This window comes from Buttiauxella sp. A111 (assembly GCF_014189855.1).
GTDB lineage: Bacteria > Pseudomonadota > Gammaproteobacteria > Enterobacterales > Enterobacteriaceae > Buttiauxella > Buttiauxella selenatireducens.
The window spans coordinates 233,068-255,765 of sequence record NZ_BJFN01000003.1; the positions used below are offsets into that span (position 1 = coordinate 233,068).

Below are 22,698 nucleotides of genomic sequence, written 5' to 3' on the forward strand. Positions count from 1 at the left end.
CTATACCCTAAATAATTGGAGTTGTATCAAGGCCAAGAGTGCGGCCAACGTTGAGACAACTTCAAGTATGACGGGTATCTTTCGTTAACAACGTTCGCAACCCCGCCGCTTTATTTTCTATTTCTTGCCATTCTTCTGCCGCGTCTGACCCCGCAACAATGCCAGCTCCGGCATACAGACGGACAATATTATTGGTGATTTTTGCCGAGCGTAACGCGACGCAAAACTCAGACTGGCGTTGTGACAAATATCCTGCTGAACCCGCGTACCATTCACGCTCGAAGGGTTCATTTTTGGCGATAAATTCCCGCGCGACTTCTCGCGGTAAGCCTGCCACAGCAGCCGTGGGCTGCAACATTGCAAGGCACGCCGCGTCGTCAGGTTGCGCGAGATCGGTCCAAATGCAACGGCGTAAATGCTGTACTTTCCGCAAGCGCACAACTTGTGGTGGCAGCACGTCTATCGCCCCCACCGTTTTATGTAAACGTTGGCAGATGTCTTCAACCACCAGCATATTTTCACGTTGGTTTTTATCATCTTTTAGCAGCCACTGCGCCAGCGTCCAGGCGCGGTGATCGTCAGGGTGATTCGCCACGGTTCCGGCTAATGCCTCAGTGCGCAATGCGGTATCGATGCGCCGCCACAAGCGTTCTGGGCTTGAACCGAGGAATGCATTGTTGGCATCAAACACGATTAAAAAATGATAACAATTCAGATTCACCCGACGGCTTGCAGCCATAAAACCAGCCGCAGAAACCGCAGCGGTAAATTGCAGATCGGTGGCCCTCGCGAGAACCACTTTGTCGAGTTCGTGTTGTTCAATCGCTGTAATGGCGCGGTCAATAAGCGTCAGCCATTCAGGCTGCGTGGGAATATGTTGTTCGCCCACGCAATTCAGGTGCTGTTGCGGTAGTTGTTTGGCAGGCAGGAGTTGCTCAAGGAAGGCTTGTGCTGCACGCGCATCATCCTTTAAGGACGTTTCGCTGTAAAGATGCAGATGAAGCTGTGCACCCCCTCCGGTCCGTCGCCATTCAAGCCTTGGGATAAATAAAAAACTGCGGTTGGGGTCGAACGCATTGACGCCAGTGATACGAACCGCCGGCTGGTCGGCATAATCATCAAGAAATGATCTCGCCGATTCTAATGTATTGAACTGACGTACCAGGCCTAGTGCGGCGATTTCATCATCACCATTGCGCTGTTGCCAGTAGAATTGAGGATAAAGACGCTGGGTGGTCAACCACGCAAGAGCATCTGAGGCATCACTCAGAGTTACGGCAAACGATATTTGCTGTAACCCTGGCGCGTCCGCAAATTCTGCGTTCAATGCAAGCTGTAACTGTTGCAGCGCGACAGAAACTGAATTCACGTTTACCTCACCTTCCCTGAAAACCCCTGATTATACGTGGTCATGGCGGCAAAAAAAAATCCCACCCAATGGGTAAGATTTTCTTTAATCGGCACACGGTGAATTTGTGTACCGATTCTACTCTAGCGTCTGGCTAACAAAAGGCCTAACACTAAGCCTGCAGCCGCACCTACACCAATGCCTTGCCATGGTTTGTCATGGACGTAATCATCGGCGCGATAAACGACTTTTTTCGCACGATAGTAGTAATTGTCGGACGCACTGCTGACCCGAGCTTTGACGTCACTCAGCGCCCGTTCGGCGCGCTCTTTCAGCTCAATATACTTTTGGTCAGCAGGGTCGCCAGAGGAACGCAGTACTTCTTCGAGCGTATCACTCAGTAAAGATAAATCATCATCAAGACGAGATTCATACGGTTGCATCACTGTTCTCCGTGTTTAAAAAATACTCGTCCGCTAACTATAGACAATACTAATACTTTTCGCTCAGTGATTAACGGTTCGCCATACCAATGTGCGCAATACCGTCTTCATCGTAGATGTCGGTAACAGGTTTAAAACCAAAATGCGCATAAAACGACTGCAAATGCGCCTGCGCACCTAAATACACCGCTTTTTCCGGCCAATATTGCTGACAGGAAGCCATTGCTTGTTCCATTAACTGATACCCGAGTTTTTCGCCACGGACACTTTTGTCGATAATGACACGGCCAATCACCACCGGCTCAAATTCGTTTTCGCTTTTCAGGATACGAGCATAAGCCACCAGCTTACCGTCCTGCCAGCCAAGAATATGGCGGTTTTCACCCACCAAATCGTCGCCATCGATGTCCTGATACGGGCAGTTTTGCTCGACCACAAAGACTTCATTGCGCAGTGCCAAAAGTGTGTAGAGATCGGTCACGCTCAGTTCTGAATGGTGTAGATCTTGCCAAATCAACATGTTCTGCCCTTTTTCATGGTTTGAGCCCTTATCTTCACGCATAAAAAAACCGCCAGCAAGTGGCGGTTTTTTTCAATTTCAGCGAACTCAGTAAAAATCACCGGAAGCGGCTTCGGCCTGTGCCATCCACACCGGTTTCTCACTGGTTTTGGACCACACGCGGTGCAGGTAGCTGTAAAAACGGGCGCGATCTTTCCAGAACAGCATCACCGGCAGCGTCAGAACGCCTGCTAAAACAACGAATGCGCGACGCAGGAAAACCTGATGCACAGGATAGTCTTTATATAAAGTCATAGGTTTCTCCCTCTTTATGTGACCGGTAGCAAACACCGGGAAATTAGAACTTGTTATCTGGTGAAAATATTATCTCATTGGCTGAAAGTTTACTACTCCTCCGACCACTTAAAGCCACTTTTTGCCACTTATTTACAATCCTACCTGTAATTAAGTTACAAACATGTTAAATAAATACTAACCATTAGTTAATTAATGGCTTTTCTCATTTTTATACTTTTTTTACACCCCGCCCTCAGACTTTTACGACATCTTTGCACCCGAAGTTTCACACTCTCTGCAATTCCTAATAACTGCCGAGGTGGATTGTGAGTACAGGCGTAATAGCTGGCGTGGTGCTGGTGTTTGTGCTGTTGGGATATTTAATTTATGCCCTGATTAATGCGGAGGCATTCTGATGGCCGCCTCCGGATTTTTATTAATTGCCAGCTTCTTGCTGGTGCTTTTCGCCCTGGCAAAACCGTTGGGCAGCGTGCTGGCTCGCTTGATTGAAGGCGAATCTGTGCCCGTTGTCGGGAAAATGGATGCACTGTGGTGGAAAGTATTGGGGAGCGACTCCACCAGAGAAATGAACTGGAAGCACTATCTGGGAGCCATACTGTTATTTAACGTGTTGGGTTTGCTGGTGCTTTTTGTCATCTTAATGACCCAGGGAAACTTGCCCCTCAATCCGCAGCAATTACCCGGCCTCTCCTGGCATCTGGCGCTCAATACAGCAGTTAGTTTTGTCTCCAACACCAATTGGCAGTCTTACAGCGGTGAAACCACGCTGAGTTACTTCAGCCAAATGGTGGGTTTGACGGTGCAAAACTTCCTGTCAGCGGCAACAGGGATTGCGGTGGTGTTTGCACTGATTCGCGCCTTCTCTCGCCAAAGTGCTAACACCTTAGGCAACGCGTGGGTCGATTTAACCCGCATCACTCTCTACATCTTGATGCCGATTGCGTTGCTGATTGCGTTGTTCTTTATCAGCCAGGGAACCTTACAGAACATCGCTCCGTATCAACCGTTCACCTCACTGGAAGGTGTACACCAGGTGTTGCCGATGGGCCCGGTCGCCTCGCAAGAAGCGATCAAAATGTTGGGCACCAATGGCGGCGGTTTCTTTAATGCTAACTCTTCACACCCGTTTGAGAACCCAACGGCGCTGACCAACTTCGTACAGATGCTGGCGATCTTCCTGATCCCCGCAGCACTGTGTTTCGCTTTTGGTGAAGCCGTCGGGGACCGACGCCAGGGCCGCGCTATTTTATGGGCGATGGCGGTGATTTTTGTTATCTGCGTGGTGGTGGTGATGTGGGCCGAAACTCGCGGCAATACGCATTTCACCCTACTCGGCGCTGACAGCAACATCAATATGGAAGGTAAAGAGAGCCGCTTTGGCATTCTGGCCACCAGCTTGTTCTCGGTGATTACCACCGCCGCATCTTGTGGGGCGGTCAACGCAATGCATGACTCCTTTACTGCGCTAGGCGGCATGATCCCAATGTGGCTGATGCAGATTGGTGAAGTGGTGTTTGGCGGCGTCGGCTCTGGGCTGTACGGCATGTTGTTGTTCGTTCTGCTGACGGTATTTATCGCCGGATTGATGATTGGCCGCACGCCGGAATATCTGGGTAAAAAAATCGACGTGGCAGAGATGAAAATGACTGCGATGGCGATTCTGGTGACACCAACACTGGTGCTGCTCGGCACTGCGCTGGCGATGATGACCGATGCAGGTCGTGCAGGGATTTTCAATCCTGGCATTCATGGTTTTAGCGAAGTGCTCTACGCGGTTTCTTCTGCCGCAAACAACAACGGTAGCGCCTTTGCTGGGTTAAGTGCCAATACACCTTTCTGGAACATTCTTCTGGCTGTGTGCATGTGGTTTGGTCGCTTCGCCGTGATTGTGCCCGTGATGGCTATTGCCGGTTCGCTGGTCACCAAAAAATCACAGTCAGCAGGCGTCGGTACTTTACCGACTCACGGCCCGCTGTTTATCGGTTTGCTGATTGGCACCGTGTTGTTAGTGGGTGCACTGACCTTTATTCCCGCCCTCGCATTAGGCCCGGTTGCGGAACACCTTTCCTTAGTGAATTTGTGATTAAGAGGCTTCCATGAGTCGCAAGCAACAGGCGCTATTTGAACCATCGCTGATTCGTCAGGCGCTAATTGATTCCTTTAAAAAACTGACGCCACAAGTGCAGTGGCGTAACCCGGTGATGTTTATCGTTTGGGTTGGCAGCGTGATGACCACCATTCTGGCGATCGCCATGTTCAGTGGGAAACTTCAGGGTGACGCACCGTTTACTGCCGCGATCGGCGTCTGGCTGTGGTTTACCGTGCTGTTTGCCAACTTTGCCGAAGCACTGGCGGAAGGCCGCAGTAAAGCACAAGCCAATAGTCTGAAAGGGGTGAAGAAAACCAGTTGGGCTCGCAAATTGCGCGCGCCACAACACGATGCCCCGATGGACCACGTCCCTGCCGCTGACTTGCGTAAAGGCGACATCGTGCTGGTTGAAGCGGGCGATATTATCCCGTGCGATGGTGAAGTGCTGGAAGGCGGCGCGTCGGTAGATGAAAGTGCGATTACTGGCGAGTCAGCACCGGTTATCCGTGAGTCCGGCGGCGACTTTGCCTCGGTAACGGGCGGGACGCGCATTCTTTCTGACTGGCTGGTGATTCAGTGCAGCGTGAACCCTGGCGAAACCTTCCTCGACCGTATGATTGCCATGGTGGAAAGCGCACAACGCCGCAAAACGCCAAACGAAATCGCGCTGACGATTTTACTGGTGGCGCTGACGATTGTCTTTTTACTGGCAACCGCAACGCTTTGGCCGTTCTCGCAGTATGGCGGCGTGGCGGTCAGCGTCACGGTGCTGATTGCACTGCTGGTCTGTTTGATTCCAACCACCATCGGCGGGCTACTTTCCGCAATTGGTGTCGCCGGGATGAGCCGTATGCTGGGCGCAAACGTCATTGCCACCAGCGGACGTGCTGTCGAAGCCGCAGGTGATGTCGATGTGTTGCTGTTGGATAAAACCGGCACCATCACGCTGGGTAATCGCCAGGCTTCTGAGTTTTTACCCGCTCCGGGGATTGAAGAAAAAACCCTGGCCGACGCAGCGCAGCTTTCATCACTTGCCGATGAAACGCCGGAAGGCCGCAGCATCGTGGTGCTGGCAAAGCAGCGCTTTAACTTGCGCGAGCGCGATGTGCAAAACTTGCATGCCACTTTTGTGCCGTTCACCGCGCAAACGCGGATGAGCGGTATCAACATTCAGGACCGCATGATTCGCAAAGGTTCGGTTGATGCCATTCGTCGCCACGTTGAAGCCAACGGCGGCCAGTTTCCGCCACAGATTGATACGCTGGTGGAAGGTGTGGCACGCACGGGCGGAACACCGCTGGTGGTTGCTGAAGGTGCCAATGTGCTGGGCGTTATCGCGCTGAAAGATATCGTCAAAGGCGGCATCAAGGAACGTTTCGCTCAACTGCGCCAGATGGGCATTAAAACCGTCATGATCACGGGTGATAACCGCCTGACGGCTGCGGCGATTGCTGCGGAAGCGGGTGTGGATGATTTCCTGTCTGAAGCGACTCCGGAAGCTAAACTGGCCCTGATTCGCCAGTATCAGGCCGAAGGTCGTTTAGTCGCGATGACTGGCGATGGCACCAACGATGCGCCTGCTCTGGCGCAAGCAGATGTGGCGGTTGCCATGAACTCCGGTACGCAGGCGGCGAAAGAAGCCGGCAATATGGTGGACCTGGATTCCAACCCCACCAAGCTGATTGAAGTGGTGCACATCGGTAAACAGATGCTGATGACCCGTGGTTCGCTGACCACTTTCAGTATTGCCAACGACGTGGCGAAGTATTTCGCGATTATTCCCGCCGCGTTCGCCGCCACTTATCCGCAGCTCAACGCGCTGAACGTGATGCATCTGCACTCACCTGCATCCGCGATTTTAAGCGCGGTGATTTTTAACGCGTTGATCATCATCTTTTTGATTCCGCTGGCCTTGCGCGGTGTGAGCTACAAACCGCTAAGTGCCGCAGCCATGTTACGTCGCAATCTCTGGATTTACGGTCTGGGCGGTTTAATCGTGCCGTTTATTGGTATCAAAGCTATCGATTTGATACTGACCATTTTGGGCCTGGTTTAAGGGGAAAAAAATGACTACCTTACGTCCCGCTATACTGTTACTGATTCTGCTCACCCTGATTACCGGTGGACTTTACCCGTTGCTGACCACACTTTTAGGGCAGTGGTGGTTCCCGGCGCAAGCCAACGGCTCGTTAATCCTTGATACTAACGTCGTACGTGGTTCAAGCTTGATTGGACAAAATTTTACCCAGCCAACGTATTTGCAAGGCCGCCCTTCTGCTACGGCAGAAACTCCCTATAATCCCATGGCCTCTGGCGGTAGTAATCTTGCGGGCAGTAACCCCGAGCTCGACAAAGTGATTACCGAGCGTGTCGCGGCGTTACGTGCGGCGAATCCGCAGGCGAATCCGGCGGTTCCCGTTGATTTGATAACGGCTTCGGCCAGCGGTCTGGACGGGCAGATTTCCCCAGAAGCGGCAGCCTGGCAGATTCCACGAATTGCCAAAGCGCGCCATTTACCCGTAGAACAAGTCACACGTCTGGTGGCGGAAAATACCACGCAGCCGCTGGTTGGTTTCATCGGTAAACCGGTGGTGAATGTGTTACTGGTTAACCGGGCGTTGGATGACTTACAAAGTCACCCAATACCCTAAATAATTCGAGTTTTGGGTAGGCGGCCAGGGAGCAAATCCCCAGGAGCTTACTAAAGTAAGTGACTGGGGTTTGTGAGTGCAGCCAACACCCCCACAACTTGAAGTATGACGGGTATAAAGGAATAGAGATGACAGAAGAACCCCTGCGCCCCGATCCAGATAAACTGCTGGAGCAGGTTGGTCGCCCCCCGCGCGGTAAGCTGAAAATATTCTTCGGTGCGTGTGCTGGCGTGGGGAAAACCTACGCCATGTTGCAAGAAGCGCAGCGACTGCGAGCGCAAGGTCTGGATATCCTGATTGGCGTGGTGGAAACTCATGGCCGCAAAGAGACCGCCGCACTGCTGGACGGGCTGGCTATCCAGCCCGCAAAACGTATGCATCACCGTGGACGCTGGGTGCAGGAGTTCGATCTCGACGCGGCACTTGCGCGTAATCCTGCGCTGATCCTGATGGATGAACTGGCGCACAGCAACGCGCCAGGTTCGCGCCACCCCAAGCGCTGGCAGGATGTGGAAGAGTTGCTGGATGCCGGGATCGACGTCTTTACCACCGTCAATGTGCAGCATCTTGAAAGCCTGAATGACATCGTCGGCGGCGTCACGGGTATTCAGGTACGCGAAACGGTGCCCGACCCTATTTTTGATGCCGCCGATGAAATCGTGTTGGTCGACCTCCCCCCGGACGATTTACGCCAGCGCCTGCATGAAGGCAAAGTGTATATCTCCGGCCAGGCCGAACGCGCCATCGAGCACTTTTTCCGCAAAGGAAATTTGATTGCCCTGCGCGAACTGGCGTTGCGCCGCACCGCCGACCGCGTTGACGACCAAATGCGGGCCTGGCGCGACAGCCAGGGGCAGGAAAAAGTCTGGCATACACGCGACGCCATTTTACTGTGTATCGGACACAGTTCCGGCAATGAAAAACTGGTGCGCACAGCTGCAAGGCTGGCTGCAAAATTAGGGAGCGTGTGGCATGCGGTTTATGTCGAAACCCCGCAACTTCACCGTTTACCCGAACATCAACGCCGCGCTATTTTGGCTTCGTTACGCCTGGCTCAAGAGCTGGGAGCTGAAACGACCACCCTTGCCGATCCGGCAGAGGACAAAGCGGTTTTGCGTTACGCCCGGGAACATAACCTCGGGAAGATTATTATTGGCCGGCGGACAACACGACGCTGGTGGAGCCGCGAATCTTTTTCTGACCGACTTGCCCGCCGTGCGCCAGACCTTGATTTAGTGATTGTTGCGCTTGACGACAAACCGACTGTTGCTTCTCCTTCGACGCCCGACATGCGAAGTTTCACGGAAAAGTGGCGCGTGCAAATGCGCGGATGCGCTGTCGCGATTGCGCTTTGCGCCCTGACGACGTTTATCGCAAACCAGTGGTTAATGGCCTTCGATGCCGCCAACCTGGTGATGCTCTATCTGCTCGGCGTCGTCATTGTGGCGCTGTTTTATGGTCGCTGGCCTTCGGTGCTGGCGACAGTGATAAGCGTACTCAGTTTTGATCTGTTTTTTATTGCGCCACACGGCACGCTGGCCGTCTCTGATATCCAGTATTTGTTAACCTTCGCCGTGATGCTCACCGTTGGCCTGGTTATCGGTAATCTCACCGCTGGCGTGCGTTATCAGGCGCGGATTGCTCGTTATCGCGAGCAGCGCACTCGCCACTTGTATGAGATGTCGAAAGCCCTCGCCGCTGAACGCACTCCGCAGGATATCGCGGCCACCAGTGAGCTGTTCATTAATAACAGTTTCCATGCCCGCGCCCAGCTATTGTTACCTAACGCGCAGGGTGTGTTAGAGCGAGTCAATGCGCGAGGTGAGCCGCAAAACTGGGATGAAGCCATCGCCCGCTGGAGCTTTGATAAAGGCCAACCTGCCGGTGCAGGCACCGATACGCTGCCAGGTGTGCCCTATCAAATCCTGCCTCTCAAAACACCGGAAAAAACCCTTGGGTTGCTGATTGTCGAGCCGAGTAATTTGCGCCAGTTGATGATTCCCGAGCAACAGCGCTTGTTGGAAACGTTCACGTTGTTGGCGGCCACTGCCCTGGAGCGGCTATTGCTGACCGCAAGTGAGGAGCAGGCCCGGTTATCCAGCGAACGCGAGCAAGTGCGTAACTCGCTGCTTGCGGCGCTGTCTCATGATTTGCGAACCCCGTTGACCGTATTGTTTGGCCAGGCAGAAATATTAACGCTGGATTTGGCTTCTGAAGGGTCGAAACACGCTCCACAAGCGAACGACATTCGCCAGCATGTTCTTAATACCACGCGCCTGGTGAACAATTTACTGGATATGGCGCGTATTCAGTCCGGTGGTTTTAATCTGCGTAAAGAATGGCTAACCCTTGAAGAAGTGGTCGGTAGCGCATTGAAGATGCTGGAACCGAGCCTCGGCGGGCGGCATATTGCGCTGGCGCTGCCCGACCCACTGATGTTGATTCATGTTGATGGCCCGCTGTTTGAACGCGTGTTGATCAATTTGCTGGAAAATGCCGTGAAATATGCAGGGTTCCAGTCAAACATTGGCATTCGTGCGCAAGCATTGACTGATAAACTGGATCTAGAAGTCTGGGACGATGGTCCGGGAATTCCGGCTGGCAAAGAGCAGCTCATCTTTGATAAGTTTTCCCGGGGCAATAAAGAATCGGCCATTCCGGGTGTTGGCCTGGGTCTGGCAATTTGCCAGGCGATCATCGAAGTTCACGACGGGAAGATTTTTGCCGTGAATCGCCCGGAAGGTGGCGCAAGTTTTCATGTTATTTTACCTCTACCACCATCACCTGAGCTGGCTGAGATGAACGAGGCGTTGTGATATCAGTACTGATTGTTGAAGATGAAAAAGAGATCCGCCGCTTCTTGCGTACAGCGCTGGAGGCTGAGTCATTGCGCGTTCATGAAGCCGAAACATTGCAACGGGGCTTGCTGGAAGCGGCCACGCGTAAACCTGATTTAGTGATCCTCGACCTCGGTTTACCTGACGGTGATGGCATTGATTTTATTCGCGACTTCCGCCAGTGGAGCCAAACACCAATTGTAGTGCTCTCCGCTCGTAGCGATGAGCAAGTAAAGATAGATGCGCTTGATGCGGGTGCCGACGACTATCTCAGCAAACCGTTTGGCATTGGTGAACTACAGGCGCGTCTACGCGTCGTCTTACGCCGCCATGCAAGCCTTGCGCAACCCGATCCGGTTTATCAATTTTCAAATATTACCGTTGACCTTGCCACCCGTCGCATCACGCGGGATGGCGCAGAAATCCATCTCACGCCGATTGAGTTCCGCCTGCTCGCAACCCTTATCAATAACCACGGAAAAGTGCTGACCCAACGCCAGTTACTCAGCCAGGTTTGGGGGCCAAATGCCGTGGAACACAGCCACTATCTACGCATTTATATGGGGCATTTACGCCAGAAGCTGGAGACGGATCCGGCGCGACCAAGCCATCTGCTTACCGAAACCGGAATCGGCTACCGTTTTATGCTTTAAATACATGTTTGCCGGTAGATTCAGAGGGAGAGTTCTATGAGCGCCTGGTTGATTTACGCATTACTTTCAGCGGCGACAGCAGCTTTGGTCGCCATTTTCGGCAAAATTGGTTTGCAGCATTTAGACGCAAATACCGCTACAGCGATTCGCGCCGTTGTTATGGCAGCATTTCTGGTTGGCGTGGTGATCGTACAAGGAAAACTCAATCTTATCGGTACAGTGCTGGCGGATAAAAAAGCACTGTTTTTTATATTACTCAGCGGTATTGCAGGTGCATTGTCCTGGCTGTTTTATTTTATGGCGATTAAGAACGGTGATGTTTCCCGCGTAGCTCCCATCGATAAACTCAGCGTAGTGTTCGCCGTAATACTTGCGGTGATTTTATTCGGTGAGAAACTTTCCCTGGTAGCAGGGATTGGTGTGGCGTTGATATCTTGCGGGGCGCTAATGGTGGCACTTGGATAGCGATAAAAAGGCGCCTTGCGGCGCCCTTTTCAAATCAATTTCTTACTTCGCGTTTTTCAGCACTTCGCTAACAATCTCTACCGCTTCTTTCTCAATTTGCAGGCGATGTTCGCTGCCTAAGAAACTTTCACAGTAAATTTTGTATGCATCTTCCGTACCGGAAGGACGAGCAGCAAACCAGCCGTTGTCGGTCATCACTTTCAGGCCGCCGATAGAAGCACCGTTGCCTGGAGCGGCCGTTAAACGTGCGGTAATCGGGTCGCCCGCCAATGTGCTGGCGCTCACCATTTCTGGAGAAAGTTTGGACAGTGCGGCTTTCTGCGCAGATGTCGCGGAAGCTTGCAGACGGTTGTAGCTTGGCGCACCGAAACGAGCTGCCAGTTCGTCATAATGCTGTTGCGGGTTCTTACCCGTAACGGCGGTAATTTCCGCTGCCAGCAAGCACATGATGATGCCGTCTTTATCCGTTGACCACGGTGTGCCGTCGAAACGCAGGAAAGATGCCCCAGCACTTTCTTCGCCACCAAAACCGAAGCTGCCATCGAACAGGCCGTCAACAAACCATTTGAAGCCCACCGGTACTTCTACCAGTTTACGACCCAAATCGTTGACTACACGGTCAATCATTGCAGACGACACCAGGGTTTTACCAACTGCAACATCTTTGCCCCACTGCGGGCGATGCTGGAACAGGTAGTTAATCGCAACGGCCAGGTAATGGTTCGGGTTCATCAGGCCTGCTGGCGTGACGATACCGTGGCGGTCGTAATCTGGGTCGTTGGCGAATGCCAGGTCGAATTTGTCACGCAGAGCCAGCAAACCTTCCATTGCGCACTCGGACGAGCAATCCATACGGATAGCACCGTCTTTATCCAGATGCATAAAGCGGAAAGTTTGATCAACATGATCGTTAACAATCGTCAGATCGAGATTGTAGTGTTTTGCGATACGCTGCCAGTATTCGATACCGGAACCACCGAGCGGATCAACACCCAGTTTGAGGCCAGCCTTCTGGATAGCGGCCATATCGACGATATCCACCAGCCCTTCGATAAACGGCTGCACCAGATCTTGTTCCTGCACATGCCCACTGGCCCATGCCTGATCAAGAGAAAGGCGCTTCACGTCTTTCAAACCCGCAGCCATCAACGCATTTGCACGATCTTCCACCACTTTGGTGACGTTGGTATCAGCCGGGCCACCGTTTGGCGGGTTGTATTTGATACCACCATCGTCTGGTGGGTTGTGCGAAGGCGTGATAACGATACCGTCTGCCTGCGCGCCACCGTTTTTGTTATGCGTCAGAATGGCATGCGAGATTGCCGGCGTAGGCGTGTAGCCGTTTGCCTGCTGCACAATAACGTTCACACCGTTCGCAGCCAGCACTTCCAGAACCGAAATAAACGCAGGCTCAGACAGCGCATGGGTATCTTTGCCAACGTAGCACGGCCCGGTAATTCCATTTTTTGCACGATCTTCGGCAATCGCTTGAGCAATGGCCAGAATGTGGGGTTCGTTAAAGCTATGACGTGCCGCACTACCACGGTGACCGGAAGTGCCGAACTTCACCGCATGTTCGCTATTACCTGGTTCCGGCTTCAGCACATAATACTGGGCCGTCAATTGCGCTACGTTAATCAAATCGCTCTGTTGTGCCGGTTGACCTGCACGAGGGTGGTTAGCCATTAGCCTTTCCTTCTGACGCGAAGTGTTAGATTGTGCCGCAAACCTTTTCAATCAATTCCGCCGGGAACTGCATTGATTGCATGATGTGTTCGATCATGCTGCATTTACGGCCCGTATTGGTGTTAGTAATCACCCAGTATGGTGTGCCTGGAACATGCTTTGGTTTTGTCTGGTTACCATTTTGCAGCAGCGTTTGCTCGTTACCTGCAAAATAGACCCGCGTACGACCATGCAGCGATTCGGTCGCTTCACCAAAGGCATGTGCGTCGAGGGTATACAGAGTAGAAAGCACCATCATAAAACGATTAACGGCTTTCTTTTGCTCCGCATATTCATCGGAGAGCAGCAATTCACGTACCGCACGAACACGATCGCGTGATTTATTTACGGGTTTGGCTTCCGGAGTAGCAGCAACAGCGGCTGTCTGGCCGGTAATTTCTGGTGTAGCAGGAGTTTGGCCGGCGGTAAATTTCAACATGCGCCGTAAAATGTCGGACGCGCTTTCACCAATGTGCTGCGTATGGCTGGCAATATAGCGATAGAGCTCGTCATCAACTTCAATAGTTTTCATCTTAATCCAGTGCAATATCTTTTCTGAATACAAGTTGTTGGGATTATAGGGGCAAATCCCAACCTCGGGTAGCGCCAAGCTTTTGTCACACCACAAAGTCAGACTAAACTGGAAATTTGCGGCACAGCGGCAGGATGCCGTTATGATACCCTAACCTCACGAAGTAAAAAAAAAGAACTTTGCCATGAAATTGAATGCTCGCCTGCAAACTGCGCAACAATCGACTAGTAATTCCCCCATCGTCCTGATCCACGGTCTTTTTGGTAGCCTTGATAATCTGGGAGTGCTGGCCCGCGACCTTGGACAAGAGCACACCTTGCTGCAAATTGATCTTCGCAATCACGGATTATCACCACGCAGCCCTGAGATGAACTATGCCGCGATGGCGCAAGACGTGGTTGAAACGCTCGATGAATATGGTTTTGAGAAAGCCATTATTATTGGCCATTCCATGGGTGGCAAAGTGGCGATGGCGTTAACCGCAATTGCCCCTGAGCGCATCGAAAAATTAGTGCTGATTGATATCGCGCCTGTGGATTATCACGTCCGCCGCCATGATGAAATTTTCGCGGCAATTAATGCCGTCACTGATGCAGGAGTGAAAACTCGTCAACAGGCCGCAGCGGTAATGCGCGAACATATAGATGAAGAAGGCGTGATTCAGTTTTTGCTGAAGTCCTTTGCTGACGGTGAATGGAAATTCAATGTGCCGGTGTTGTGGGAACAATACGAAAATATTGTCGGCTGGCAAACTATCCCAACATGGAATGAGCCGGCATTGTTTATCCGGGGTGGCGCGTCTCCTTATGTTGACGAATCGCACCGCGAAACACTGCTTACACAGTTTCCGCAGGCACGCGCTCATGTAGTTGCCGGTGCCGGTCACTGGGTTCATGCCGAAAAACCTGATGCTGTTTTGCGCGCAATCCATCGTTTTATCGACGGAACAGCAGCAAACTGATTAAAAACAAACCGACTGGCCGTTAGATGCGGCTAACGCGTTGGCGCGCAAGCCATGCTGATGTATGATTGCGCGCTAAAATGCGCCAGAGCACCCCGCTCCGTGCCACCTGAATTCCCTGTCAGTAGTCTAATCATGGCAAAAGAACAAACGGACCGTACTACATTAGATCTGTTCGCGGACGAGCGTCGCCCCGGGCGACCAAAAACTAATCCGCTCACGCGTGATGAGCAGCTGCGTATCAACAAACGCAACCAGCTCAAGCGCGATAAAGTACGCGGCCTGAAGCGAGTGGAGTTAAAGCTCAATAACGATGCAGTAGATGCACTTAATCATCTGGCTGAAGCGCGCAATATCAGTCGTAGTGAGTTGATTGAAGAGATTTTACTCGCACAATTGAAGCAGCATCTCAGTTAATTTTTATGCTGTAGCCCAGAATGCGATGTTGCAGTCTGTGCACATCAGGGTGATAGCAGTTTCCGCAGCGCTTTGTGTTCTGCTATGATTGCCCTATCTGTGGCCGAATAGCAGCCACCATACCATTAAGTTTCAAGAGGTTATTTTACTCATGGCAATCGTAGGCATTTTTTTCGGCAGCGACACTGGTAACACCGAAAATATCGCGAAGATGATTCAAAAACAGCTCGGTAAAGACGTTGCTGAGGTGCATGACATTGCTAAGAGCAGCAAAGAAGACCTGGAAGGCTTCGATATCCTGCTTCTCGGCATTCCAACGTGGTATTACGGTGAAGCGCAATGCGACTGGGATGATTTCTTCCCGACGTTGGAAGAAGTTGATTTCAATGGAAAATTGGTCGCCCTTTTCGGCTGTGGCGACCAGGAAGACTACGCAGAATACTTCTGTGACGCATTAGGTACTATCCGCGATATTATTGAGCCGCGCGGTGCTGCCATCGTGGGTCACTGGCCAACTGCTGGTTACCATTTTGAAGCGTCTAAAGGTCTTGCTGACGACAATCACTTCGTGGGCCTGGCTATTGATGAAGATCGCCAACCAGAACTGACTGCACAACGCGTTCAACAATGGGTCAAACAGGTTTCTGAAGAACTGAACCTGGCTGATATCCTCAACGCTTGATGCTCGGTGTGACGCGGCTAGTGGGTCGCGTCACATTGATAGATTATTCCGATTAAAATAATCGCTACAAATTTTTAACTTTTCAGTTTGTCCCTGTACAATGACCTCCTGACTAAATAGCTAACAAGGCAAATAAATCGCGACTCAGCCGCCATTTTTTAGCTTGATTATGCATAATACTTGCGGTTCCCATTTAGAATTGACAGTTCTATAATGAGACGCATTCATCTTAACGCTCACCCTGAGTCCGAGCGATCCGTTAAGCAACAGGACAATTTCCGCATGACTGACAATAATACCGCATTAAAGAAGGCCGGCCTGAAAGTCACGCTTCCACGATTAAAAATCCTTGAAGTGTTGCAGGGTCCGGTGAACCACCACGTCAGTGCGGAAGACTTATATAAACGTCTGATTGATATGGGCGAAGAGATTGGTCTCGCCACCGTTTATCGTGTACTAAACCAGTTTGATGATGCAGGCATTGTTACTCGTCATAATTTCGAAGGCGGCAAATCCGTATTCGAGCTGACACAACAGCATCACCACGACCATTTGATTTGCCTGGACTGCGGCAAAGTTATTGAATTTAGTGATGATTCAATCGAAGCCCGTCAGCGTGAAATCGCATCACGCCATGGCATTCGTCTGACTAACCACAGCCTGTACCTGTATGGTCACTGCGCTGAAGGTGATTGCCGTACCGACGAAAATGCACACGAAATCAGCGAAAAATAATCCGCACATTTGACCACGCTAACCCGGTGGTCAGATATAAAAAAACCGGTGAGGAAGCTCACCGGTTTTTTTATTGGCTGAACGCGACAATTATTTATTGTTAGCGCGAATTTCTTGCCAGATTTTATCGCATTTAGCTTTAACGGCCTGGTCATTACCGGTACGAGTTGCCTGGATGCAGTTCTGGTAATCAAGAGTACGAACTGTCTCTTTCTGTGCGAACTCCTGGTGTTCCTTCTCTTGACTCAACACATTCAAAACGCTTTGGCACGCCTGAATTTTATCAGGATTTCCTTCGGCGGTATTGATACAAGCGCTATAAGCTTGTTTCAGCTTTGAATCTTCTGGTGCTGTTTTAGGCTGTGCGCAGGCGCTCAAACCTAAAGCCATCACCGTAACCAAAATGATTTTTTTCATGCTCGATATCCTTAACAAAACCGGGCGCGTTAACGCCCGGAATCAAATCAGAAAATGGTAAACGGAGCGATGACGATGAACTTAACATCGCGCTCATCCTGGAAGATGTTGCCGTAACCACCGCCCCAGCTTGGGATGTCGGAGTGGTTGTCGTATTGAGTGAAGTGAAGTTTGAACAGTGTGCCTTTCGCACGGCCATCCTGAATGGTGTACAGCGCATCAAGGCTGTACGCAGATTCTTTCAGACGATTGTCAGCATCGTAGTAACCGTCAGTTGTTGGTTTAGAGCTTGGTTTAGCATCCCATGCGTAAACATAAGAAGCCCCCACAGCCCAACCCGCCAGGTTCCAGTTGCTCAGGTCATACATAGCACCTGCGAACAATGATTTTTCACCGTTGGCGTTGAAGTCAGAACGGTTATCCCACCAGATATCCAGACGACCGTTAGAGGAGGCATAAGTTGGGGTCATACGTTGCAGGAAGTAACCCTGCTGGCCGTCTGCCTTAACAATGGTACCTTCAAGACGCATGTCAACCTGGCCCACTCTGTACCCGAAAGTCAAAGCCTGCAACCATGCAGTACCGTCATACAGATCGTTGACACTGCCGTCGGAAACTTTGTCACGCGTGCCGTAGAACTGATAGCTGGTTGATAACGGGCTGCCAGCCACGTCAAATTTGTAACTTGCTTTGGTGAAGTACTGATCTACATACCCCTGGGCCTGGCCGAATGCAGCTTCAAGAATCAGATTATTTTTGAAGTCATATTTCGCACCCAGCGAGTGCAGATAATCAACATTGGTGTTCTTATCATTTTGATAGAACTTGTCCATTTCCAGGTGCCATGGAGCTTTGTACTCGTTGGTCCACATGTAGGAGAAGCTCAGCGCACCGGCATCGGCGTAGTCAAAGTTTGCCCCAGCTTCGGCACCCTGATATGTACCAGGCATGAAGCTCCAGTGCGGTGCTAACAGTGTTTGACCGGTTGGCTGGATGTAACCTGCACGAGCCCAAACGGGACCGTATTTGAATTTAGCTGCGGCTTTATAAAGACTCACCCCGCTCTTATCGCCGGAGTAATCTTCATCGTAAGCTTTGTTTGAAGAGGAAAATGCGATTTCGTTCGGGTGGCCGCTGTTGCCATTTTCTGCCATTTCGATAGCAGTAAAGGCCGCGAGATCCAGACCAAACATGTCTGCGGCATAACCAGACTGGAAGTCCAGGTTGGCGTTCCATGTAGCGTGTGCGAGGTTAGTTTCGTATTTATCTGTGGTGACGTCTTTACGGTCACGCTCACGTTGCCAGTAATAAACACCACCGGTCATAGTTGAATCATCAATAAAACCTGCTGCACTAGCCTGAGGGATGACAACCAGTCCTGAAAGAGCCGTGACACCTGCGATTGCAAGCGCCAGCGCACTACGTTTGCCACTAAACGTACGCATATAAAATTCCTCTTTGACGTATAAATAATCGCCGGACGTTAAAAGACGTCACTAAGCGAAAAAAGTAAAAATGCCTAACGGCTAAAGCGGTTATAAAAATTTTCCCGCATTACTGCTCACCACAAGACTATTTTTCGCGACGCGAATTATCAACGATTTTGTAAGAGTTCATTCCGATATTATGACAGAGAGCACATAATCTATGAGTATTTGTAACAAATGACGACTCAAGATGTTTATGCTGGATATTGAGACTATTTACAGACAAAGCTCGAAATGAGAGCGCTCACACACTCAAACGAAGAATTTATTATGCTCTCAGATTGACCAAATGAAAGAAAAACGGGCGGAGTCTAAATAACATTAATTCGCATCGCGAATATGGAAAAATGGATATACAGGTGAATATAACGCAAAAAAAACGCCGCTAATTGCGGCGTTTTTATAAGACGATTTCTTTTATTCGCCTATTTTAGCCCAGGTATCACGCAACCCAACGGTACGGTTAAATACCAGTTTTTCAGCGGTTGCATAACGGCTATCAAGGCAGAAATAACCTTCGCGCTCGAACTGATACGCTTTGCCTTTTTCTGCGTTTTGCAGACTCGGTTCCACGAAACCTTGCTTGATAACCAGAGACTCAGGGTTAATCGTTGCAAGGAAATCTTCCGCGCTACCTGGGTTCGCTACGCTGAACAGACGGTCATAAAGACGAATTTCAACAGGTAAAGCGTGTTCTGCGCTGACCCAATGAATGACGCCTTTCACTTTGCGGCCATCAGCCGGGTCTTTGCTCAAAGTGTCTGGATCATAGGAACAATGCAGCACGGTGATATTCCCTGATTCATCTTTCTCTACGCGATCGGCTTTAATCACATATGCATTACGTAGACGGACTTCTTTGCCCAGCACCAGACGCTTGTATTGCTTATTCGCTTCTTCACGGAAATCAGCACGGTCAATGTAAATCTCACGGCTGAATGGCACCTGACGGCTACCCATCTCTGGCTTATTCGGATGGTTAGGCATGGTCACCATTTCAACTTCGCCCTGCGGGAAGTTTTCAATGATCACTTTCACCGGATCGAGCACGGCCATCGCACGCGGGGCGTTCTCGTTCAGGTCATCACGAATACAAGATTCCAAAGACGCCATTTCAACGGTGTTGTCTTGCTTGGTCACACCAATACGCTTGCAGAACTCGCGGATAGAAGCAGCCGTGTAACCACGACGACGCAGACCAGAAATGGTCGGCATACGTGGGTCATCCCACCCTTCTACAACCTTCTCCGTCACCAGCAGGTTCAGCTTACGCTTGGACATGATGGAATATTCGAGATTCAGGCGCGAGAACTCGTACTGACGTGGGTGCGCAGGAATCGTGATGTTATCCAACACCCAGTCGTACAGACGACGGTTGTCCTGGAATTCCAGCGTACACAAGGAGTGCGTAATACCTTCCAGCGCATCGGAAATACAGTGCGTGAAGTCGTACATCGGGTAGATGCACCACTTGTTGCCGGTCTGGTGATGGTCGGCGAACTTAATGCGATAGATAACCGGATCGCGCATCACAATAAACGGCGAGGCCATGTCGATTTTCGCACGCAGGCACGCAGTCCCTTCGGCAAACTCACCGTTACGCATTTTCTCGAACAACGCGAGGTTTTCTTCAACGGTACGATCGCGGAATGGGCTGTTCTTACCAGGCGAGGTCAATGAGCCGCGATATTCACGGATTTGCTCTGGAGTCAGTTCATCAACATACGCCAGACCTTTACTGATCAGCTCAACTGCGTAGTTGAACAGCTGATCGAAATAATCGGAAGAGTAGCGCACATTGCCTGACCAATGAAAACCAAGCCATTCAACATCTTGTTTAATTGATTCTACGTATTCGATGTCTTCTTTTACCGGGTTTGTGTCATCGAAACGCAGGTTGCACTGGCCTTGATAATCTTGTGCGATACCAAAGTTCAGGCAGATAGATTTTGCATGACCGATATGCAGATAGCCGTTTGGCTCTGGCGGAAAACGGGTGCAAATGCTGTTGTGCTTACCATTAGCCAAATCTTCATCAATGATCTGGCGAATAAAGTTAGTTGGGCGGGCTTCAGCCTCACTCATCGCGGGTTCCTCAGTGCATAAACTTTCGTTAACGGCATATGATCTAATAAGCAGGCGTCGGAAACAACCTTTAGTTGCATAAATAAGGATGGGTGACTGGCGGGAAGTGATTGAGTAAGTCATGAAAAGGGCAATAAAAAAGCGGCTGACGAAAAAGTCGCCAGCCGCTGAAGGCACAATCTAAGACTCAGGAGCGATTATTTGCCTTTAATTTCGTACAGAGGAGTCTGCCCCGCAACCACTGAACCTTGTGCCTGGATAACCAGACCGCTGTAGTCGTCAATGTTGCTGCAAACCACTGGGCTAATCATGGAGCGAGCATTTGCGTTCAGGAAATCAAGATCCATTTCCAGAATCGGCTGGCCTGCAACCACTTCAGCACCCTCTTCTACCAGACGGGTAAAGCCCTGGCCGTTCAGTGCTACGGTATCAATGCCCATATGGACAACGATCTCGGCGCCTTTTTCGGTTTCCAGACAGAACGCGTGGTTGGTATTAAAGATTTTTACGATAGTACCTGCGGCTGGCGCGACAACAGTTTTCTCTGTTGGCTTAATAGCAACACCGTCACCTACCGCTTTGCTTGCAAAGGCTTCATCAGGAACCTGCTCAAGCGCAACGACATCACCCGTTACTGGTGAAACCAGTGCGGCGATAGTTACTGCATTTGGCACAGCCTGTGGTTTTGTCGCAACGGCCGCTGGAGCAACAGCACTAACCGGTGCCGCAGCAGGGACATCACCGACTGTTTTCATTGCGTTAGCAATTTTCTCAGCCACAAAACCTACGATAATTTGCACGCTCGTTTTGTTCAGACGGATAACACCGGTTGCACCCAGACGTTTTGCCAACGCTTCATTAACCAATGAAGAGTCTTTCACGTTCAGACGCAGACGAGTGATACATGCATCAATACCGGTCAAGTTAGCTGAACCGCCTACCGCCGCAACGTACTGACGAGCCAGTTGAGAAACGTCCTGGTTGGTATTGCCGCTAACATTCACGTCCTGACCATCAGTTTCATCACCCGCAACCGCCAGTTCACGTCCTGGAGTTAACAGGTTGAACTTGGTGATAGTGAAGCGGAACACAACGTAGTAGATAACGAAGAAGACGAGGCCTTGTGGGATCAGCATCCACCAATGAGTCGCCAGTGGGTTACGGGAAGAAAGCACCATATCCACCAGACCCGCACTGAAGCCGAAACCTGCAATCCAATGCATGCTGGCTGCGATAAATACAGAGATACCAGTCAGCACTGCGTGAATCACATAAAGCACTGGAGCCACGAACATGAAGGAGAATTCCAACGGTTCGGTGATACCTGTAAAGAAGGCAGCAAATGCACCCGCCATCATAATACCCAGTACTTTCGCTTTATTTTCAGGACGTGCACAGTGATAAATCGCCAGTGCAGCACCTGGAAGGCCGAACATCATGATTGGGAAGAAGCCAGCCTGATAACGACCAGTAATACCTACAATACCTGTACCTTCAGCGATAGATTTCGCGCCGCCGAGGAATTTAGGGATATCGTTGATACCCGCAACATCAAACCAGAATACAGAGTTCAGAGCATGATGCAGACCGACTGGAATCAACAGACGGTTGAAGAACGCGTAAACACCCGCGCCAATCGAACCCATCTTCTGAATGTGCTCACCAAAGTTCACCAGGCCGCCGAAAACGATTGGCCAGATAAACATCATGATGAATGCAACAGCGATCATGACAAAAGAGGTGATAATCGGTACCAGGCGACGTCCGCTGAAGAAGGACAACGCTTTCGGCAACTCAACGCTGCTGAAGCGGTTGTACAACTCTGCGGAGATAATCCCGACCAGAATACCCACGAATTGGTTCTGAATTTTAGAGAACGCGAATGGAACCTGATCCACCGGAATGTGCTTGATCATGGCAACAGCCGCTGGTGAACACAGCGTTGTCAAAACCAGGAAACCGACAAAGCCGGTTAGTGCAGCAGCACCATCTTTATCTTTGGACATACCGTAAGCCACACCAATGGCAAACAGCACCCCCATATTATCAATAATTGCAGCACCAGATTTGATGAACAACGCAGCTAATGCGCTATCACCACCCCAGCTAACCGGGTCAATCCAGTAACCGACACCCATTAAAATGGCTGCGGCTGGTAGTGTGGCTACCGGCACCATCAGCGCACGGCCAACCTTTTGCATATAACCTAGAATACTCACGTTAATTCCCCCTATGAGACCCCGTTAAGGCTCGTTCAAAGCAGTTTTATTATTGTGTAACAAACCTTGAAAGCATGACGATGATTCGCCAACTTTATGAGTGTGTGAAAAATTAATTCGTATCGCAAATTAAAC

21 protein-coding genes are annotated in these 22,698 nt (G+C 50.7%); 11 read left to right on the forward strand and 10 right to left on the reverse strand.

Annotation, left to right across the window (positions count from 1 at the left end):
* Positions 1-61 precede the first annotated feature (61 nt).
* The 4 genes from menF to BSPA111_RS10420 form a co-directional block, all read right to left on the reverse strand.
* Positions 62-1,369, reverse strand: a complete 1,308-nt coding sequence (gene menF / locus BSPA111_RS10405; RefSeq protein WP_183271098.1) for an isochorismate synthase MenF — start codon at positions 1,367-1,369, stop codon at positions 62-64.
* A 122-nt stretch (positions 1,370-1,491) separates the two neighbouring features.
* Entirely contained in the window at positions 1,492-1,791 is a 300-nt protein-coding gene (elaB, locus tag BSPA111_RS10410) for a stress response protein ElaB (protein ID WP_183271099.1), read from the reverse strand.
* 70 nt (positions 1,792-1,861) lie between these two features.
* Positions 1,862-2,311 carry a GNAT family N-acetyltransferase gene (locus tag BSPA111_RS10415; protein ID WP_183271432.1) on the reverse strand — a complete coding sequence of 150 codons (450 nt, stop codon included), beginning with the start codon at positions 2,309-2,311 and terminating at the stop codon, positions 1,862-1,864.
* An 87-nt stretch (positions 2,312-2,398) separates the two neighbouring features.
* Positions 2,399-2,605 (reverse strand): YbfA family protein, encoded by a 207-nt coding sequence (locus BSPA111_RS10420; RefSeq protein WP_183271100.1) that lies wholly within the window; start codon positions 2,603-2,605, stop codon positions 2,399-2,401.
* A gap of 308 nt (positions 2,606-2,913) precedes the next feature.
* Between BSPA111_RS10420 and kdpF the strand changes: the two genes are divergently transcribed.
* The 7 genes from kdpF to BSPA111_RS10455 all read left to right on the forward strand — a co-directional run bounded on the left by kdpF (position 2,914) and on the right by BSPA111_RS10455 (position 11,303).
* On the forward strand, positions 2,914-3,003 hold the full coding sequence (gene kdpF / locus BSPA111_RS10425; protein WP_183271101.1) for a K(+)-transporting ATPase subunit F: 90 nt from the start codon (positions 2,914-2,916) through the stop codon (positions 3,001-3,003).
* Positions 3,003-4,691 carry a potassium-transporting ATPase subunit KdpA gene (kdpA, locus tag BSPA111_RS10430; protein WP_183271102.1) on the forward strand — a complete coding sequence of 563 codons (1,689 nt, stop codon included), beginning with the start codon at positions 3,003-3,005 and terminating at the stop codon, positions 4,689-4,691. The genes kdpF and kdpA overlap by 1 nt, the downstream gene beginning before the upstream one ends.
* 13 nt (positions 4,692-4,704) lie before the next feature.
* The gene (kdpB, locus tag BSPA111_RS10435) at positions 4,705-6,753 is read left to right on the forward strand and encodes a potassium-transporting ATPase subunit KdpB (protein WP_183271103.1); all 2,049 of its coding nucleotides are present in this window, start codon (positions 4,705-4,707) and stop codon (positions 6,751-6,753) included.
* A 10-nt stretch (positions 6,754-6,763) separates the two neighbouring features.
* A complete protein-coding gene (kdpC, locus tag BSPA111_RS10440) occupies positions 6,764-7,348 on the forward strand; it encodes a potassium-transporting ATPase subunit KdpC (RefSeq protein WP_183271104.1) in 585 nt (194 codons plus the stop codon).
* 128 nt (positions 7,349-7,476) lie between these two features.
* The gene (kdpD, locus tag BSPA111_RS10445; RefSeq protein ID WP_183271105.1) at positions 7,477-10,164 is read left to right on the forward strand and encodes a two-component system sensor histidine kinase KdpD; all 2,688 of its coding nucleotides are present in this window, start codon (positions 7,477-7,479) and stop codon (positions 10,162-10,164) included.
* Entirely contained in the window at positions 10,161-10,838 is a 678-nt protein-coding gene (gene kdpE, locus BSPA111_RS10450; RefSeq protein WP_183271106.1) for a two-component system response regulator KdpE, read from the forward strand. Before kdpD ends, kdpE begins: the two co-directional genes overlap by 4 nt.
* Positions 10,839-10,874: 36 nt before the next feature.
* Positions 10,875-11,303, forward strand: a complete 429-nt coding sequence (locus BSPA111_RS10455) for an EamA family transporter (protein ID WP_183271107.1) — start codon at positions 10,875-10,877, stop codon at positions 11,301-11,303.
* Positions 11,304-11,345: 42 nt separating this feature from the next.
* Here BSPA111_RS10455 and pgm read toward each other — a convergent pair whose 3' ends face one another.
* Positions 11,346-12,989, reverse strand: a complete 1,644-nt coding sequence (pgm, locus tag BSPA111_RS10460; RefSeq protein ID WP_183271108.1) for a phosphoglucomutase (alpha-D-glucose-1,6-bisphosphate-dependent) — start codon at positions 12,987-12,989, stop codon at positions 11,346-11,348.
* Between the two features lie 25 nt (positions 12,990-13,014).
* Positions 13,015-13,560: a replication initiation negative regulator SeqA gene (seqA, locus tag BSPA111_RS10465; RefSeq protein ID WP_183271109.1), complete on the reverse strand. Its 546-nt coding sequence runs from the start codon at positions 13,558-13,560 to the stop codon at positions 13,015-13,017.
* A gap of 184 nt (positions 13,561-13,744) precedes the next feature.
* Between seqA and ybfF the strand changes: the two genes are divergently transcribed.
* From ybfF to fur, 4 genes are all read left to right on the forward strand, one after another.
* Complete coding sequence (gene ybfF / locus BSPA111_RS10470) at positions 13,745-14,521, forward strand: esterase (RefSeq protein WP_183271110.1); 777 nt, start codon at positions 13,745-13,747, stop codon at positions 14,519-14,521.
* 135 nt (positions 14,522-14,656) lie between these two features.
* A complete protein-coding gene (gene ybfE, locus BSPA111_RS10475; RefSeq protein WP_121814107.1) occupies positions 14,657-14,938 on the forward strand; it encodes a LexA regulated protein in 282 nt (93 codons plus the stop codon).
* A gap of 151 nt (positions 14,939-15,089) precedes the next feature.
* Entirely contained in the window at positions 15,090-15,620 is a 531-nt protein-coding gene (fldA, locus tag BSPA111_RS10480) for a flavodoxin FldA (protein ID WP_183271111.1), read from the forward strand.
* A 282-nt stretch (positions 15,621-15,902) separates the two neighbouring features.
* A complete protein-coding gene (gene fur / locus BSPA111_RS10485; protein WP_034456677.1) occupies positions 15,903-16,355 on the forward strand; it encodes a ferric iron uptake transcriptional regulator in 453 nt (150 codons plus the stop codon).
* Positions 16,356-16,445: 90 nt separating this feature from the next.
* Here fur and chiQ read toward each other — a convergent pair whose 3' ends face one another.
* The 4 genes from chiQ to nagE form a co-directional block, all read right to left on the reverse strand.
* The gene (gene chiQ / locus BSPA111_RS10490; protein ID WP_183271112.1) at positions 16,446-16,772 is read right to left on the reverse strand and encodes a ChiQ/YbfN family lipoprotein; all 327 of its coding nucleotides are present in this window, start codon (positions 16,770-16,772) and stop codon (positions 16,446-16,448) included.
* Positions 16,773-16,819: 47 nt separating this feature from the next.
* On the reverse strand, positions 16,820-18,217 hold the full coding sequence (gene chiP / locus BSPA111_RS10495) for a chitoporin (protein ID WP_183271113.1): 1,398 nt from the start codon (positions 18,215-18,217) through the stop codon (positions 16,820-16,822).
* 459 nt (positions 18,218-18,676) lie between these two features.
* Positions 18,677-20,344 (reverse strand): glutamine--tRNA ligase, encoded by a 1,668-nt coding sequence (glnS, locus tag BSPA111_RS10500; RefSeq protein ID WP_183271114.1) that lies wholly within the window; start codon positions 20,342-20,344, stop codon positions 18,677-18,679.
* Positions 20,345-20,541: 197 nt separating this feature from the next.
* Positions 20,542-22,563, reverse strand: coding sequence for an N-acetylglucosamine-specific PTS transporter subunit IIBC (gene nagE / locus BSPA111_RS10505; protein WP_183271115.1), 2,022 nt, complete (start codon positions 22,561-22,563; stop codon positions 20,542-20,544).
* Positions 22,564-22,698 lie beyond the last annotated feature (135 nt).

Coding starts and splice junctions, on each gene's coding strand:
- BSPA111_RS10455 (WP_183271107.1), top strand. CDS start 10,875: ATGAGCGCCTGGTTGATTTACGCATTACTTTCAGCGGCGACAGCAGCT.
- kdpB (WP_183271103.1), top strand. CDS start 4,705: ATGAGTCGCAAGCAACAGGCGCTATTTGAACCATCGCTGATTCGTCAG.
- fldA (WP_183271111.1), top strand. CDS start 15,090: ATGGCAATCGTAGGCATTTTTTTCGGCAGCGACACTGGTAACACCGAA.
- fur (WP_034456677.1), top strand. CDS start 15,903: ATGACTGACAATAATACCGCATTAAAGAAGGCCGGCCTGAAAGTCACG.
- elaB (WP_183271099.1), bottom strand. CDS start 1,791: ATGCAACCGTATGAATCTCGTCTTGATGATGATTTATCTTTACTGAGT.
- seqA (WP_183271109.1), bottom strand. CDS start 13,560: ATGAAAACTATTGAAGTTGATGACGAGCTCTATCGCTATATTGCCAGC.
- glnS (WP_183271114.1), bottom strand. CDS start 20,344: ATGAGTGAGGCTGAAGCCCGCCCAACTAACTTTATTCGCCAGATCATT.
- chiQ (WP_183271112.1), bottom strand. CDS start 16,772: ATGAAAAAAATCATTTTGGTTACGGTGATGGCTTTAGGTTTGAGCGCC.
- kdpC (WP_183271104.1), top strand. CDS start 6,764: ATGACTACCTTACGTCCCGCTATACTGTTACTGATTCTGCTCACCCTG.
- pgm (WP_183271108.1), bottom strand. CDS start 12,989: ATGGCTAACCACCCTCGTGCAGGTCAACCGGCACAACAGAGCGATTTG.
- chiP (WP_183271113.1), bottom strand. CDS start 18,217: ATGCGTACGTTTAGTGGCAAACGTAGTGCGCTGGCGCTTGCAATCGCA.
- ybfE (WP_121814107.1), top strand. CDS start 14,657: ATGGCAAAAGAACAAACGGACCGTACTACATTAGATCTGTTCGCGGAC.
- kdpD (WP_183271105.1), top strand. CDS start 7,477: ATGACAGAAGAACCCCTGCGCCCCGATCCAGATAAACTGCTGGAGCAG.
- BSPA111_RS10420 (WP_183271100.1), bottom strand. CDS start 2,605: ATGACTTTATATAAAGACTATCCTGTGCATCAGGTTTTCCTGCGTCGC.
- ybfF (WP_183271110.1), top strand. CDS start 13,745: ATGAAATTGAATGCTCGCCTGCAAACTGCGCAACAATCGACTAGTAAT.
- kdpA (WP_183271102.1), top strand. CDS start 3,003: ATGGCCGCCTCCGGATTTTTATTAATTGCCAGCTTCTTGCTGGTGCTT.
- BSPA111_RS10415 (WP_183271432.1), bottom strand. CDS start 2,311: ATGTTGATTTGGCAAGATCTACACCATTCAGAACTGAGCGTGACCGAT.